Here is a 14,640-nt window from a genome sequence, read left to right as displayed (position 1 = left end):
GTGCGGTGCGGTGCGGTGCGGTGCGGTGCGGTGCGGTGCGGTGCGGTGCGGTGCGGTGCGGTGCGGTGCGGTGCGGTGCGGTGCGGTGCGGTGCGGGGCGGGGCGGGGCGGGGCGGGGCGGGACGGGGGAAGTGGGTCCGCTTCCGAGTCAGGTGAGGGTGGTCAGGGCTTTTGCGTAGGTGGGGGGGATGTGGTTGGGGCCGCCGGGGGTGAAGACGTCCGAGTTGGCCACTGCCGACCAGGCGGTCTCCGGGACGGCGTCGACCAGGGCCTGGATCACCGGGGCGTCGCGCCACTGGTCCTGCTCGGCGAGCAGGCCGAGGGCCACCACCGACTCCTCGACCTCGCCCACACACTCGAACGGCTTGTGCCCGTCCACGCCCAGCAACTCGCGGTAGCCGGGGATCTGCGACTCGTCGGCCAGCAGGTCACCACCGAAGATGTGGGTGACCCGCTCCCGCGGCATGAACGGCGCCATGGCCAGGAAGACGAAGCGGCACTTCGGGCAGTCGCGGCACCAGCGCTCACTCGCGTCGCGCAGCTTGAACGCCTGGTTGCAGCTGGTCACCACGTCGTCGTACCGGGTGAACTCGGCGAACAGCCGGGCGATGTGCAGCTCGGACAGCGACCGCAGCAGGGAGAAGTACGGGTCGGTCAGGCCGGCGTGCTCGCCCAGCGACGCGCGCAGCAGCCCCTCCGCCTCGACGCCCTTGGACCACTGGTGGTTGATCTCGTGGCCGTTCCAGACCAGGTTCGGGTCGGACGCCGAACGCTCGTTGGACATCACCACCGGGCCCAGCCCGTGCAGGACGGCGGTGGCCACCGCGATCAGGGAGTTGATGGCGGTGACCGGGATGTGCCCGTTCAGCGCGCCGGCCGCGTTCAGGTCGAACAGCACCGGGTCGATGCGCCGCCGGGCGGCCAGCGGAACCAGCCCGGACGCCTCGTTGACGGCGACGATCACGTGGTTCGGGTTGACCGAGAACGGCACCGGGTCCAGCTCGGCGCGGCGCAGCGCCTCCAGGCTGACGATCGAGTCCTTACCGCCGCCGACCGCCGACAGCGGGCGACGGTCCGAGTCGTCGTACACCCGGGGTGACCCCGGCGTGCCGGCCGGCACCTCCGGGCGCAGCCCGAGCACGTGCGGCAGTTGGTTGCGGTACGCGTACTCCGCGAGGCCCTTTGTGTAGACGGCCGTGACGTAGTCGACGGTGGCCGCGCCCAGCGGCGTCGGCAGCAGGAGTCGGGGCGGCGCGGCGGCCTTGTAGTAGCTGACCCCGGCGACGAGGTGCAGCACCTCCAGCACCCGGTTGAGCGTCGCCACCGTCTCGTCGGAGGGCGGCTCCGCCGGCAGCGGAAGCGTGATCACCTCGGTGAACCGCTGCTCAGCGGCCGGGCCGGTAAGGGCGTAGTCGAACAAGACCTCGCCGGTGGCGAAGTCGATCGAGTAGGACGGGAAGGTGAAGGCGTCCATCCGCCGGAGCTGCTCGTTGGGCACACGCCATACTAGGCCCTGGTTCGTCCGGCCGTGTCCGGACCGGGCCCTGCCAGCCGCCGCCGTGACCCCCGAGGAGAGCCCCGTGCGCCTTTCTGACCTGCGCGGACGTACCGTTGCCGTCTGGGGCACCGGTCGGGAGGGCCGGGCCGCTGTGACCGCCATCGCCGCGCACGGCCCGGCCGAGCTGGTCGCCGTCGACGACAGCGCGAACTTCCTGTCGCTGCCCTGGGACGGCCCACTGGCCGAGGCGGCGCCGCTGGTCACCGGCGAGGCGGGCTTCGAACGGCTGGCCGCCGCGGACGTCGTGGTCCGCTCTCCGGGTGTGCCACAGACCCACCCGTGGCTGATCGAGCTGCGCCGCCGCGGGATCCTGGTGACCCAGGGCACCGCGTTGTGGATGGCCGACCACGCCGCGCGCACCGTCGGGGTCACCGGCAGCAAGGGCAAGAGCACCACCTCCAGCCTGATCAGTCATCTGCTCACCGCGATGGGCCGGCCGAACGTCTTCGGCGGCAACATCGGGGTGCCGACCCTGGACCTGCCGGAGGCGGAGCTGTACGTGCTGGAGCTGTCCAGCTACCAGTGCAGCGACCTCACCGACTCGCCCCGGGTGGCGGTGGTCACCGCGCTCTTCCCCGAGCACCTGGACGCGCACGGTGGGGAACGGGAGTACTACCGGGACAAGCTCAACCTGCTCGCCCACGACCCGCAGACGATAGTTGTCAACGGTGGCGACCCGCGGCTCGCCGCGGAGCTGGGTGAGCTGCCGGCGGTCCGCGCCGGTCGCCCCGACACCACGCACGTCGCCACCGGCGTCGACGGCACGCTGTGGTTCCACCTCGGTGACCAGCCGCTCTTCCCGCGTGCGGTGCTGCCGCTGGTCGGCCGGCACAACGAGGGCAACCTCTGTGTCGCGCTCGCCGTGCTCGACGCGCTCGGCGTGGACGTGGTGGCCGGTAAGGACCACCTTGCCGTCGCGGTCGCCGAATTCCAGGGGCTGGCCCACCGGCTCACCGAGATCACCGACCCGTCCGGGCTGACGTTCGTCGACGACACGCTGGCCACCAGCCCGTACGCGGCAATGCACGCCATCGACGCGTACGACGGGCGGCCGTTGACGGTGATCGTCGGGGGAAACGACCGGGGTCTGGACTACACGCCGTTGGCCGAGCACCTGGCCGAGCGGGAGCTGACGGTGATCGGGATTCCGGACAGCGGCACCCGCATCGTCGAGGTGCTCGCCGGCCTGCCGAAGGTGCGTACCGAACTGGTCGACGACCTGGTGGACGCGGTCCGGCTGTCCCGCGAGGTGACCCCGGCCGGCGGGGTGGTGCTGCTGTCCCCGGCCGCGCCCAGCTACGGCCGGTTCCGCAACTTCGAGCACCGCTCCGAGGTCTTCGCCCAGGCCGTCGCCGACACCGCCCGCTGAGCCCGGCCCGGCCCGGGCCTCCTCGCGTCAACGCTGGTGAAGCCCGGCGTGCAGGGCACGCATCGAGCGGATCGCCGAGCGGATCTCCTGGAGGTAGCGCCCCGGCGTGAGGGTCTGCTCGGGCAGCACCGCCAGGTCGGCAAGCGTCGGGTCCACCCCGACCGTGTCGATGGCGCACCCGTACGGCACGGCCAGCGTGCGCAGCGCGTCGCAGTGCTGGAACGGCACGTAGATCGGTGCGGTGACCATCAGGACCTCGTCGTCCGGCGCGAGCCGGACGTGGCCGGCCCAGAACCGCTGGGTGTCGGCGGTGTGGGCCCGCCGCTGGTCCGGTTCGCTGGACGGCGCGGCCAGCACCCGGACCGGCGGCAGCCCGTCCGGTCGGTAGGTCCGCGACGACCAGGAGTGGTGCGGGTGGCCGGCGTCGACGCCGTCCTGCTCGGCCGGGGTTCCCACCTCGAACACCCGGCGGACTGCTGTGTCCAGCACGTCCACCTCGGTCTCGTCGGCCGGCAGGCCCGCCTCGGCGAGGGTGCGGCGTTCCCAGTCCGACAGTGGCCGGAAGCTGCCCAGGACGGCGACCTCGCCGCTGACCGGCAGGCCGGCGCGGAGCAGGTGCGCGGCGTAGCCGACGCGGCGTACGCAGGCGTGCGCCAGGCCGCCGAGCACCACCAGGTGGGCGTACGCCGACCGGGCCGGCGGCACCGGGTGGATCAGCCCGAGCGCGGCAGCCGCGTCGAGCACCAGTGTCGCGGTGGCCGGGTCGAGGTCGGGCTCCCGGGCGTCGGGCCGTTCCCGGCCGCCCCGGAAGTCCCAGTGGCGGGCGGAGAAGTCGTCGAGGAAGCGGAGCACGTCGGTGAGGTCACCGTCGGGCCAGCTGCCGCCGAAGTGGGCGACCAGGCCGCGGAGCGGGGTGGAGCAGACCCAGGTCCGGACCTCCGCCGTGATCCGCTCGTCGTCCGTCGCGCTCGACGCCGCCGCGCCCGCTCTGTGCACAGCCGGATGCTACCGGCCCGCTGCGGTGGGGCCTCTGGTTGTGGTCGCTGTCTACGCTGGCGGGAACGGCTGATTGGGGGATCTCGATGACCCGTGACGTGGCCCGTCAGCGGTTGCGGGAGGGCGGCTCCACCGCCGGCTTCGTCCGGTTGGTGGCGCACACCGATCCGGTGGCGTTGGTCGGCATCACGCTGTCGATCACCCTCAGCATCGTGCTCGACCTCAGCAACGCCGCCTCCGGGGTGGAGTCGCTGTTGGCCGGCCTGATGGGCATCACCATCTCGCTGTTGGTCGACTCGCTGGCCCGCGCGGAGCGTCGCTTCCACCTGCGCACGCTGTTGGACGGCCCGCCCTGGCTGGTCCGCACCACCACGGAGCTGGCCGGGGCCATGCGGTCGGCTGCCGAGCAGCACGCGGGCACCCGGGTCGCGGTGGAGGCGCAGCGCCGCTACGAGCAGTTCCGGTTGGAGGCCGAGCAGCTCGCGGACGGTCGGATCATCCGGCGCGGTGACGAGGACGAGGATCTGGTCGGCGCGACCCGCGCCTGCGTACGCCGGCTGGACGGGTTGACCAACGTGATGCCCCGGGTGAGCGGCGAGTTGAGCTGGTGGCGCAGTGAGATCGGCCGCCGCTACTGGGAGGCCAACGTGGAGGCCCTGCAACGGGGTGTCCAGATAACCCGGGTCTTCGTCTACGCCACGCTGACCGACGATCTGTCCGCACTGGTGGAGAAGCAGCGCGCGGCCGGGGCGCGAGTGGGTCTGCTGCCCCTCGGGGTGGTGAGTCCGCATCTGCACGTGAACTTGACACTCTGGGACGGGTCGAGCTGTTGGGAGGCCCACATGACCGCGCACGGCGAGATCGGCGAGAATCAGTTCTCGGTCAACCGGACGGACGTCGCTCGGCTCACCCGCGTGTTCGACCTCTGCGCGAACGCCGCGACCTTCCAGGACTGACGGCCCCCACCGGGGCGGGAACGGGTGAGCCATGACGTGGAGCGCGGTCCTGCTGGTGACGGCCGTGGTCTGGGCGGTCAGCGTGATCCGCTCCGTCCGGCTGCGCGCGCTGGTCTACAGCCTGCCGCTGCCGATGACGCTCGCCCTGGTCACCACCGAGTACCGGGTGGACGGCGCGCAGGTGCTCGGCGTGCTCGGGCTCAACCTCTTCTTCGTCACCGTGGCGGTCACCCACCAGCTGTGGCGTTGGCCGATCCTGCTCGCCGACGTCGCGGGGATCGCCGTTTACGTGGCGCTGAGCGCCGGGCTGTTGGCCGTCGACATTCCGTTCGAGGCGGCCCTCGCCGTCACGCTGGTGCTCTGGCTGGCGGCCATCCTGTGGCTGCGCCGTCGCGCCCGCCGCCGTGGCGCTTGCGCCGACGAGGCGGTCGCCGTCGCGGAGACCCGCCCGGACGGGTTGCCGGTGTTGCTCAAGCTGGTGGTGATCTTCGTTGGGGCGGTCCTCACCGCGCTGCTCGGCGCGGTGCTGCGCGGCATGGTGGTGACGTTCCCGTACTCGGGGGTGCTGGTCGCCGTCGAGGCCCGCCGGCAGTTGGCGGAGTTCAGTCGGCACTTCGCCCGCAACAGCCTCGCGCTGGTCGGCTTCCTCACCGCGTACCACTACCTTCAGGACGTCTCGTCGGCTGCGGCGCTCGGTGCCGGCTGGGCGGCCTTCGCGGTGGTCGCCGCCGCCCTGCACCTGCCGTTGCGCCCCCGCCAGGTCGCGCACGCCCGAGCGGCGAGCCGCCCGCCGAGGGCACTGCGGCCGGCGACCGAGCCTCAGACGCCTACCGGCCTGCCCTGACCAGCTCGGCGATCCGGGTGAGCGGTTCGGCGTACGCGGGCCAGTCGAGGCCGTCGACGCTGAGCGTGGGGCGGCGGCGTACGCCGTCCACCGCGCCCGCGCGCACCATCGCTGTCAGCAGGTCGGACGACCAGGCGGGCTCCAGCAGTGTCCGAAGCTCCGGCACCTCCGGGCGCAGCAACGACAGTGCGCCGACGAGGGCGGCGGCGGCCCAGTTGGAAGTGCCGCCGACGAGCAGCGCGTCAGCGCCCACCACGCACCGGATCCGCTCGCCCGAGGCGACCACCCGTCCGATCAGGTCCGCCGGTAGGCGGCCCATGCCGAGTTCGTTGCCCCCGTCGCCGATGCCGATGCGGTACGCCGACCCGCAGGTGTAGAGCCGGTCCAGGGGTGCGGTGTGCACGCCGATGTCCTCGCCGCGCATGTTGCGGGGCCGGCCGTCCACCCCGGGCCCGACCCGTTCGCAGGCGATGAGGTGGGTCAGCCGGCCGTACCCGGGGCGGAGGACTGCTGCCCACTCCTCGTACTCCCGCAGCGGCGCGACGTCGACAGGCAGGCCCGGCGCGGCGGCGGCGACGGCCGCCTCGACCACCGGGGCGCAGGGCTCGTCGGTGACGATCCGGCACTGGCCACCGAGCAGGCGCAGGGCGGCGGCGATCTGGACCGCGCCGAGCGGGCCGTCGGTCTCCGCGGCGGGTGGTTCGGCGCCGGGGATGAAGAACCCGGTGAACACCGCGGCGTCGGGCGACGCGGCGGTGGCGAGTGACCGGGCGGCGGCCAGCAGTCCACCGGCCGCTGGCGCTGCCAGCGCCTCGCTGCCCCGGCCCACCTCGCGCGCGGCGACGCGCTCCAGCTCGGCGATCGTCTCTTCGATGCGCACCGCGTGCCTCCCGGGCGACAGTGGACCGACCCACTGTAGCGGTGGGTGGCCAGGCTGCGGATCGAGTGGAAGTTAGCCGTCAACGCTGCTGAAATCGGCGGTCGAGAATGACCATGGCCGTGGAAAGCGTTGACGTGCTGTCAGGTAGGGGTGCCCATGCGCTACAGGCTGACAGTTGTTCGCATCGGTCGGCGGTGGGAGCGTGCGATATCCACGAATGCCGCTGAAGGGTTGCCACGATGACCGACGACCTGCTGGCCCGGCACCGGGCCGTGCTCCCGTCCTGGATGCCGTTGTACTACGCCGAGCCACTCGAACTGGTCTCCGGCTCGGGTCGCCGGGTCACCGACGCGCAGGGGCGCAGCTACCTGGACTTCTTCGGCGGCGTGCTGACCAACATGATCGGGTACGACATCCCGGAGATCCGGGAGGCCGTCGAGCGGCAGCTCGCCACCGGCATCGTGCACACCTCGACGCTCTACCTGATCCGTCAACAGGTGGAGCTGGCCGAGAAGATCGCCCAGCGCTCCGGCATCCCGGACGCCCGGGTGTTCTTCACCAACTCCGGCACCGAGGCGAACGAGGCGGCGCTGCTGGTCGCCACCAACCACCGCCGCTCGCACCAGATCCTGGCCGTGCGCAACAGTTACCACGGCCGGTCGTACGCGGCGATGGGCGTCACCGGCAACCGCAACTGGTCGGCCAGCGGCCTCAACCCGCTCCAGGTGGCCTGGCTGCACTCCGGTGACCGGCTGCGCGGCCTGCTGGCCCGGCTCGGCGCCGACGAGCAGGTCGACGCGGCGGTGGAGGACCTGCGCGAGGTGCTGGCCACCCAGACCGCCGGTGACGTGGCCGCGCTCATCGCCGAGCCGATCCAGGGCGTGGGTGGTTTCGTGCACCCGCCGGACGGACTCTTCGCCGGCTGGAAGAAGGTCCTCGACGAGCACGGCATTCTGTTCATCGCCGACGAGGTGCAGACCGGCTGGGGGCGTACCGGGGAGCACTTCTGGGGTTACCAGGCGCACGGCGTCACCCCCGACCTGCTCACCTTCGCCAAGGGCATCGGCAACGGTTTCGCACTGGCCGGGGTGGTCGGCCGGGCCGAGGTGCTGGAGTCGGTGCCGGCCATCAGCTTCTCCACCTTCGGCGGCAACCCGATCTCCACGGCGGCCGGCAACGCGGTGCTCGACTATCTGATCGCGCACGACCTCCAGGCGAACGCGGCCCGCGTCGGCGCGATCCTCGCCGACGGCCTGCGGTCCGCAGTGGGCGGGCTCGACTGCGTCGCCGAGGTACGCGGAAAGGGGCTGATGCTCGGCGTCGAGTTCGTCCGTCCGGGCGGCGGTGAGCCGGACCCGGCGCTGACCAACCGGGTCTTCGAAGCCGCCCGCAACGGTGGCCTGCTGACCGGCAAGGGCGGGCTGCACGGCAACGTGCTGCGGATGGGTCCACCGTTGACGTTGACCGAGGAGGAGGCCCGTGAGGGCCTGGCGATCCTCGTCGACGCGATCCGTTCGGCGGCGGGGGTGGCGGCATGAGCATCGGTCACTTCATCGACGGCAAGCGGGTGGAAGGCACCTCCGAGCGGCGCGGCGACGTGTTCGACCCGGCGACCGGTCGGCGTACCGCAGCTGTCGAGTTGGCCTCGACGGCGGACGTCGACGTGGCGGTGCAGGCCGCCGCCCGCGCGGCGCGGGCCTGGCGGGACGCGTCGCTGGCGCGGCGGTCCGCTGTGCTGTTCGCCTTTCGGGAGTTGGTGCACGCCCGGCGGGACCGGCTCGCCGAGGTGATCACCGCCGAGCACGGCAAGGTGCTCGCCGACGCCGCCGGCGAGGTGCAGCGCGGCCTGGAGGTCATCGAGTACGCGTGTGGCCTGCCGTCGGCGTTGCGCGGTGCGTTCAGCGAGAACGTGTCCACCGAGGTCGACTCGTACACCATCCGGCAGCCGCTCGGCGTGGTCGCGGTGATCTCCCCGTTCAACTTCCCGGTGATGGTGCCGCTGTGGTTCGTGCCGGTGGCGGTGGCCTGCGGCAACGCGGTGGTGCTCAAGCCGAGTGAGAAGGACCCGAGCGCGGCGCTGCTGCTGGCCGAGTGGTTCGCCGAGGCGGGCCTGCCCGACGGGGTGCTCAACGTGGTCAACGGTGACAAGGAGGCGGTCGACGCGTTGCTGGAGCACCCGGAGGTGCGGGCGGTGTCGTTCGTCGGCTCGACGCCGATCGCCCGGTACGTCTACCAACGCGCAACGGCAGCCGGCAAGCGGGTGCAGGCGCTCGGTGGGGCGAAGAACCACATGGTGGTGCTCCCGGACGCCGATCTGGACCTGGCGGCCGACGCGGCGGTCAACGCCGGGTTCGGCTCGGCGGGGGAGCGGTGCATGGCCATTTCGGTGCTGGTGGCGGTGGAGCCGGTGGCGGACGCGCTGGTCGAGCGGATCGCCGCGCGGGTGACCGGTCTGCGCACCGGCGACGGCCGACGGGGCTGCGACATGGGCCCGTTGGTGACCGCCGCGCACGCGGCGACTGTGCGCTCCTACGTGGACGCGGGTGTCGCCGCCGGCGCGGTGCCGGTGGTGGATGGGCGGGACGTGACGCCGGACGGCGACCCGGACGGTTTCTGGCTCGGCCCGACGCTGTTCGACAGGGTGACCCCGGACATGTCGATCTACACCGACGAGATCTTCGGGCCGGTGCTGAGCGTGGTCCGGGTCGGCTCGTACGACGAGGCGGTGGACCTGGTCAACGCCAGCCCGTACGGCAACGGCACGGCGATCTTCACGAACGATGGCGGGGCGGCCCGGCGCTACCAGCACGAGGTGGAGGTGGGCATGGTCGGGATCAACGTGCCCATTCCGGTGCCGATGGCGTACCACTCGTTCGGCGGCTGGAAGTCGTCACTCTTCGGTGACCTGCACGCGCACGGCGAGGACGGGGTGCGCTTCTTCACCCGGGGCAAGGTCGTCACCAGCCGCTGGTTGGATCCGCGCCACGGCGGGGTCAACCTCGGGTTCCCCACCCAGACCTGACGCTCGCCGCCGACAACACCAGGCCGGCCCGCCGCGAGGTGGGCCGGCCTTCGTCGGCGTACCCCCGGATTCTCGGGGTGCGACGGCCCGGCGGCGTCGATCCCTGCGGCCGGTGGTGATAACGGTTCGACAGTCAGGACTTGAAGTCCGAGCCCGGCTGTCGTAGAAATTCTTCAGCAACAGAGCATGAACTGAAGAGAACTACCGCCCCTCGCGCGGCGGACGCCTCCCCCCACAGACCGGCGATCCGCCCGACCCGACCCGAGGAGAACCCATGAACAGGCGTGACATCCTGCGGCGCAGCGCCGCCGCCGGCCTCCTGGCCACCCCCGCCGCCGGTCTGCTGTCCGGCTGCGCCACCGGCGGTGGCGGTGACAACGATGCGGAGACCTACCAGGGCACCAAGAGCGCGCAGAACCCGCTCGGCGTGAAGGAGGACGCCCCCCTCGAAGTGGTGATCTTCGGCGGTGGGTTCGGTGAGGAGTACGCCAAGGCCCACGAGGCCATGTACACCGAGAAGTACCCGAAGGCGAAGATCAAGCACTCCTCCACCCAGGAGATCAGCAAGACCCTCCAGCCCCGCTTCGTCGACGGCTCCCCGCCGGACGTGGTCAACAACTCCGGCACCGGCCAGATCGACTTCAACGGCCTGGTCAGCCAGAACGCACTCGCCGACCTCGGTGAGCTGCTCGCCGCCCCGAGCCTCGACGCGCCCGGCAAGACCGTCAAGGACACCCTGCTGCCCGGTGCTGTCGAGATCGGCTCCTACGACGGCAAGTTCCTGGTGCTCAACTACACCTACACCGCCTACGGCATCTGGTACTCCAACAAGCTGTTCACCGAACGCAAGTGGGAGTACGCGAAGACCTGGGAGGAGCACATCGCGCTCTGCAAGCAGATCAAGGCCGCCGGCATCGCCCCCTGGACGTACGCCGGCCTGCACCCGCGCTACATGAGCTGGCCGCTGATCTCCACCGCGATCAAGTTCGGCGGCCCGTCGGTGGCCCTCGCGCTCGACAACCTGGAGCCGAACGCCTGGAAGTCCGACTCGATGAAGGCTGCGGCCGACGCCTGGCACCAGATCGTCAAGGACAAGTACATCCTGGAAGGCTCGCCCGGCCTGGACCACAAGCAGTCGCAGACCGCCTGGTGCCAGGGCAAGGCCGCCTTCATCTCCTGCGGCTCCTGGCTGGAGAGCGAGCAGAAGGACGTCACCCCGGCCGGATTCAACATGACCATCGCGCCGACGCCGAGCCTGGGCAGCGGCGACAAACTGCCGTTCGAGGCGATCCGCGGCACCGCCGGTGAACCGTTCCTGGTGCCGGCCAAGGCCCGCAACGTCGCCGGCGGTCTGGAGTACTTCCGGACCATGCTGTCCAAGAAGGGCGCCCAGGACTTCACCAGGAAGGTCGCCAGCCTCACCGTCGTCGCCGGCGCCAGCGAGGGAGTCGAGCTGCCGTACGGGCTGAACACAGTGGTCAAGGCCCTCGACGCGTCCGGCGCCAACGGCTTCAACTGGGTCTACAACAACTACTACCGCAAGTTGGAGCGCAACCTCGTCGACGCCGCGTGCGGCGAGTTCTTCAGCGGCCGGATCGGCCCCGCCGAGTTCCTCGAACAGTGCCAGAAGGGCGCCGACTCGATCGCCCAGGACAGCTCGATCAAGAAGTACAAGCGAGCGGCCTGACCGCCCGGCCGGTGGGGGGAGAGATCCACCCCCACCGGCCGTCCCCCCTCGGAGAGGTCCCTCCCGTGAAACATGGCAAGTGGCCGCTGATCGTCACGTTCCTGGTGCCACCGGTGCTGCTGTACGTGTTCTTCGTCGTCTCGCCGTACTTTCAGGCGTTCCAGATCTCCACCACCGACTGGCTCGGCTACTCGGCCGACGCCAACCCGGTCGGCCTGGCCAACTTCAAGACCCTCTGGCACGACGACTACGTGTGGAACGCGTTGAAGAACAACGCGATCCTGCTGGCCCTGGTGCCGGTGCTGACCATCGTGCTCGGGCTCTTCTTCGCCACCATGCTCGCCATGGGCGGACGCAAGGGCAGTGCCGGCGTCACCGGCGTGCGCGGCGGCGCGCTCTACCGCACCGTCTACTTCTTCCCGCAGGTGCTCTCCGTGGTGATCATCGCGCTGCTGTGGAAGGAGGTGTACCACCCCAACAAGGGGCTGCTCACCACCGCTCTGCACGGCCTCGGCCTGTCCGCTCCGACCTGGCTCGGCGACCCGGCGACCGCCTTCTGGTGCGTGCTGGCGGTGATGGTCTGGAGCAACGTCGGCTTCTACGTGGTGCTGTTCGGCGCGGCGATGTCGGCTGTGCCGAAGGAGATCTACGAGGCAGTCCTGCTCGACGGCGCGTCCCGGTTCACCACCCTGCGCCGGGTCACCCTGCCGCTGCTCTGGGACACCGTCCAGGTCGCCTGGGTCTACCTGGCCATCTTCGCCCTGGACGGGTTCATCCTCGTGCAGTTGATGACGAACGGCGGGCCGAACTTCTCCACCGACGTGATCGGCGTACGCATGTACGACACCGCCTTCGGCAGCGAGACCAAGTTCGGCTACGCCTCGGCGATCGGCGTGGTGATGTTCTTCCTGACCCTCTCGGTGGCGGTGCTGTCGCTGCGCATCGGCCGGCGCGAACGGATTGAGTACTCGTGACCACTCTGGATCAGCCCACAGCGACCGCCGCGACCCCGCTCACCAGTCGTGACCGCCCGGTGCGCCGCGAACTCGGCGTGGCCAACGCCCTCTCGCACGGCTTCCTGCTGCTGTGGGGCCTGCTCACCGTACTGCCACTGCTGTGGATGTTCATCAGCTCGTTCAAGACCAACGGTGAGATCCTCGCCGACCCCTGGGGGCTCCCCGGCGCGCTGCACCTGGACAACTGGGCGCGGGCCTGGACCGGCGCGCACATCGGGAGGTACTTCCTCAACAGCCTGGTGGTGGTGACCGGCTCGGTCAGCCTCACCATGCTGATGGGTGCCACCGCCGCGTACGTCTTCGCCCGCTACGACTTCCGCGGCCGCCAGGTTGTCTACTACCTGTTCGTCGGCGGCCTGATGTTCCCGGTGTTCCTCGCCCTGGTGCCGCTCTTCTTCGTGGTCCGCAACGCCGGTCTCTTCAACACCTGGCTCGGGCTGATCCTCGTGTACGCGGCCTACTCGCTGCCGTTCACCGTGTTCTTCCTGACCGCCTTCTTCCGGACCCTGCCGACCTCGGTGGCGGAGGCCGCGCTTGTCGACGGCTGCGGTCACTTCCGGCTCTTCTTCCGGGTGATGCTGCCCATGGCGCGTCCGGGAATGATCAGCGTAGCGATCTTCAACTTCCTCAGCCACTGGAACCAGTTCCTGTTGCCGCAGGTGCTGTTGCAGGGCGACGAGTCCAAGTGGATGCTGGCGCAGGGGCTGTTCGCGCTGTCGGTCAGCCAGGGGTACGCCGGCGACTACGCTCGACTGTTCGCCGGGCTGAGCATCGCGGTGCTCCCGGTGCTCGCCGTCTATGTGGCGTTCCAACGGCAGGTGCAGGCGGGCCTCACCGCAGGGCAGCTCAAGTAGGTCCGTCAGTGCCTCCCGGCCATCGCGGCGGGTGCCCCGCGTACCCGGGGCGACTGTGGTGACCTCCAGGCAGCCCGGGGTCTGACTGATTCAGATCAGTGTGGATCGCTCGACGTGCGCGCCGCCCCGACGCGCGTGGGGACTGGAGATCCGGTCGACGCCGGCTCGGCGCGCCGACGCGCCGAGCCGGCCGGTCCTCAGATCGCGAGGGCCCCGCCGTCCACCGGGAGGAGCACACCGTGGATGTGTGAGGCGTCCGCACTGGCAAGGAAGATCACGGCAGCGGCGGTGTCCTGGACGTTGCCCGTACGCCTGTCCGGGTTGCTCTCGGCGAGCTTCTCCAGGAGAGGCCGGAGGTCTTCGTTCCCCTGCGTGATGGTCGGTCCGGGGGCGACGGTGTTCACCCGCACACCGTCGGCGGCCAGCTCCGCGGCCCACGACCTCGTCAGCGAGTGCAGGCCTGCCTTGCTGGCGCCGTACAGCGAAGTGAACTTGATTCCGTCCACGCCGCCGATCGAGCCAATGTTGATCACGGAGCCGCCGCCGTGCTCCACCATGCCGGGTACCAGGGCCGCCGTCAGAAGGAACGGGGCCTTGACGTTGACCTCGAGCACCTTGTCGATCTGTTCCTCGGTCGACTCCGTCATGGGGTGCGGCGGCACGAGAAAGGCCGCGTTGTTGACCAGGATGTCGATCGGCCGACCCGCCAGGGTGGTCGCCTCGTGTGCGAGGCGGCGGATCTCGACGCCGCCCGCAGAGAGGTCCGCCTCGATGAAGTGGGCGACGCCGCCCTCTGCGACGATTCCGTCGACGACCTGAGCGCCCTGCTCCGCGCCGAGTCCGGTCACGACGACGACGGCGCCCTCGCGGGCCATCGCCTCCGCCACACCGCGTCCAATTCCGCTCGTCGAGCCGGTGACCAGTGCGGCGCGTCCTTCGAGACGATTCATGTCAGTACCTCCGGTTCTGAACCTCTCCTGGAACCATCCTTAATTGCTTGAACAAGCAAGCATATCCCCTGATTCCCTGGTGGTGCGGGCTCTGGGGCAATGCCACCACCGGAGGGCGGGTGCCGAGAACGCATCTCCCGGAATCGGCCGTCCTCGGCCGCGGCCACGGCTTCGGCAAGCGCTGCCCAGCCGCCCAGCCGCCCAGCCGCTCAGCCGCTCAGCCGCTCAGGCGCTCAGGCGCTCAGCCGCTCAGGGCCCGGGCGGGCCACCCGGATACGCGGCCGCCTCCCGCCGTGAGCGCGCTCGTCTCGGGTGCCGCGTCGATGATCGCGCTGGAACCTGGAAAGAGTCCCCTCGTCGTGATCGGAGGGCACTACAACCTGGATCGGGTGCGATCATGCGCGGCGTGCGGCGTGCGGCGTGCGGCGTGCGGCGTGCGGAAGACGTCGCACAGGATCGGCTCGGCGCCGAGTTGCGCCAGCAGCTCCGTCTTGTTGGACGATCGCGT

General features: G+C 70.8%; 12 protein-coding genes. 8 read left to right on the top strand and 4 right to left on the bottom strand.

Annotated features, from left to right (window positions below):
• Nucleotides 1-148: 148 nt before the first annotated feature.
• Complete coding sequence (locus tag AB0B94_RS14095) at nt 149-1,498, bottom strand: hypothetical protein (RefSeq protein ID WP_357277172.1); 1,350 nt, start codon at nt 1,496-1,498, stop codon at nt 149-151.
• 82 nt (nt 1,499-1,580) lie between these two features.
• On the opposite strand from AB0B94_RS14095, the gene murD reads away from it, so the two are divergent.
• On the top strand, nt 1,581-2,927 hold the full coding sequence (gene murD, locus AB0B94_RS14090) for a UDP-N-acetylmuramoyl-L-alanine--D-glutamate ligase (protein WP_357277168.1): 1,347 nt from the start codon (nt 1,581-1,583) through the stop codon (nt 2,925-2,927).
• Nucleotides 2,928-2,954: 27 nt separating this feature from the next.
• Here the strand turns inward: murD and AB0B94_RS14085 are convergent, their stop codons facing one another.
• Entirely contained in the window at nt 2,955-3,923 is a 969-nt protein-coding gene (locus AB0B94_RS14085) for a hypothetical protein (RefSeq protein ID WP_357277159.1), read from the bottom strand.
• Between the two features lie 86 nt (nt 3,924-4,009).
• On the opposite strand from AB0B94_RS14085, the gene AB0B94_RS14080 reads away from it, so the two are divergent.
• Together AB0B94_RS14080 and AB0B94_RS14075 are read left to right on the top strand one after the other, a co-directional pair.
• Nucleotides 4,010-4,879 carry a hypothetical protein gene (locus AB0B94_RS14080; RefSeq protein ID WP_357277154.1) on the top strand — a complete coding sequence of 290 codons (870 nt, stop codon included), beginning with the start codon at nt 4,010-4,012 and terminating at the stop codon, nt 4,877-4,879.
• Between the two features lie 31 nt (nt 4,880-4,910).
• Nucleotides 4,911-5,723, top strand: coding sequence for a hypothetical protein (locus tag AB0B94_RS14075; protein ID WP_357277151.1), 813 nt, complete (start codon nt 4,911-4,913; stop codon nt 5,721-5,723).
• Here the strand turns inward: AB0B94_RS14075 and AB0B94_RS14070 are convergent.
• Entirely contained in the window at nt 5,707-6,603 is an 897-nt protein-coding gene (locus AB0B94_RS14070) for a glutamate cyclase domain-containing protein (RefSeq protein WP_357277147.1), read from the bottom strand. The genes AB0B94_RS14075 and AB0B94_RS14070 overlap by 17 nt on opposite strands.
• A gap of 239 nt (nt 6,604-6,842) precedes the next feature.
• Between AB0B94_RS14070 and AB0B94_RS14065 the strand changes: the two genes are divergently transcribed.
• The 5 genes from AB0B94_RS14065 to AB0B94_RS14045 all read left to right on the top strand — a co-directional run bounded on the left by AB0B94_RS14065 (nt 6,843) and on the right by AB0B94_RS14045 (nt 13,182).
• On the top strand, nt 6,843-8,141 hold the full coding sequence (locus tag AB0B94_RS14065; protein ID WP_357277139.1) for an aspartate aminotransferase family protein: 1,299 nt from the start codon (nt 6,843-6,845) through the stop codon (nt 8,139-8,141).
• Complete coding sequence (locus AB0B94_RS14060; RefSeq protein WP_357277134.1) at nt 8,138-9,625, top strand: CoA-acylating methylmalonate-semialdehyde dehydrogenase; 1,488 nt, start codon at nt 8,138-8,140, stop codon at nt 9,623-9,625. Before AB0B94_RS14065 ends, AB0B94_RS14060 begins: the two co-directional genes overlap by 4 nt.
• A gap of 274 nt (nt 9,626-9,899) precedes the next feature.
• A complete protein-coding gene (ngcE, locus tag AB0B94_RS14055; RefSeq protein WP_357277129.1) occupies nt 9,900-11,312 on the top strand; it encodes an N-acetylglucosamine/diacetylchitobiose ABC transporter substrate-binding protein in 1,413 nt (470 codons plus the stop codon).
• A gap of 65 nt (nt 11,313-11,377) precedes the next feature.
• Nucleotides 11,378-12,286, top strand: a complete 909-nt coding sequence (locus AB0B94_RS14050; RefSeq protein ID WP_357277123.1) for a sugar ABC transporter permease — start codon at nt 11,378-11,380, stop codon at nt 12,284-12,286.
• Nucleotides 12,283-13,182: a carbohydrate ABC transporter permease gene (locus AB0B94_RS14045; RefSeq protein ID WP_357277114.1), complete on the top strand. Its 900-nt coding sequence runs from the start codon at nt 12,283-12,285 to the stop codon at nt 13,180-13,182. Before AB0B94_RS14050 ends, AB0B94_RS14045 begins: the two co-directional genes overlap by 4 nt.
• Before the next feature lie 197 nt (nt 13,183-13,379).
• Here AB0B94_RS14045 and AB0B94_RS14040 read toward each other — a convergent pair whose 3' ends face one another.
• A complete protein-coding gene (locus AB0B94_RS14040) occupies nt 13,380-14,132 on the bottom strand; it encodes an SDR family oxidoreductase (RefSeq protein ID WP_357277108.1) in 753 nt (250 codons plus the stop codon).
• Nucleotides 14,133-14,640: the final 508 nt, after the last annotated feature.

The sequence above is a fragment of the Micromonospora sp. NPDC048986 genome (genome assembly GCF_040649335.1).
Lineage (GTDB): Bacteria > Actinomycetota > Actinomycetes > Mycobacteriales > Micromonosporaceae > Micromonospora > Micromonospora alfalfae.
This window is presented reverse-complemented; position numbering and strand designations above follow the sequence as displayed.

Excerpts from the sequence above, each read along its gene's own strand:
- AB0B94_RS14080 (WP_357277154.1), top strand. The coding sequence starts at position 4,010 with ATGACCCGTGACGTGGCCCGTCAGCGGTTGCGGGAGGGCGGCTCCACC.
- AB0B94_RS14075 (WP_357277151.1), top strand. The coding sequence starts at position 4,911 with ATGACGTGGAGCGCGGTCCTGCTGGTGACGGCCGTGGTCTGGGCGGTC.
- AB0B94_RS14065 (WP_357277139.1), top strand. The coding sequence starts at position 6,843 with ATGACCGACGACCTGCTGGCCCGGCACCGGGCCGTGCTCCCGTCCTGG.
- AB0B94_RS14060 (WP_357277134.1), top strand. The coding sequence starts at position 8,138 with ATGAGCATCGGTCACTTCATCGACGGCAAGCGGGTGGAAGGCACCTCC.
- ngcE (WP_357277129.1), top strand. The coding sequence starts at position 9,900 with ATGAACAGGCGTGACATCCTGCGGCGCAGCGCCGCCGCCGGCCTCCTG.
- AB0B94_RS14040 (WP_357277108.1), bottom strand. The coding sequence starts at position 14,132 with ATGAATCGTCTCGAAGGACGCGCCGCACTGGTCACCGGCTCGACGAGC.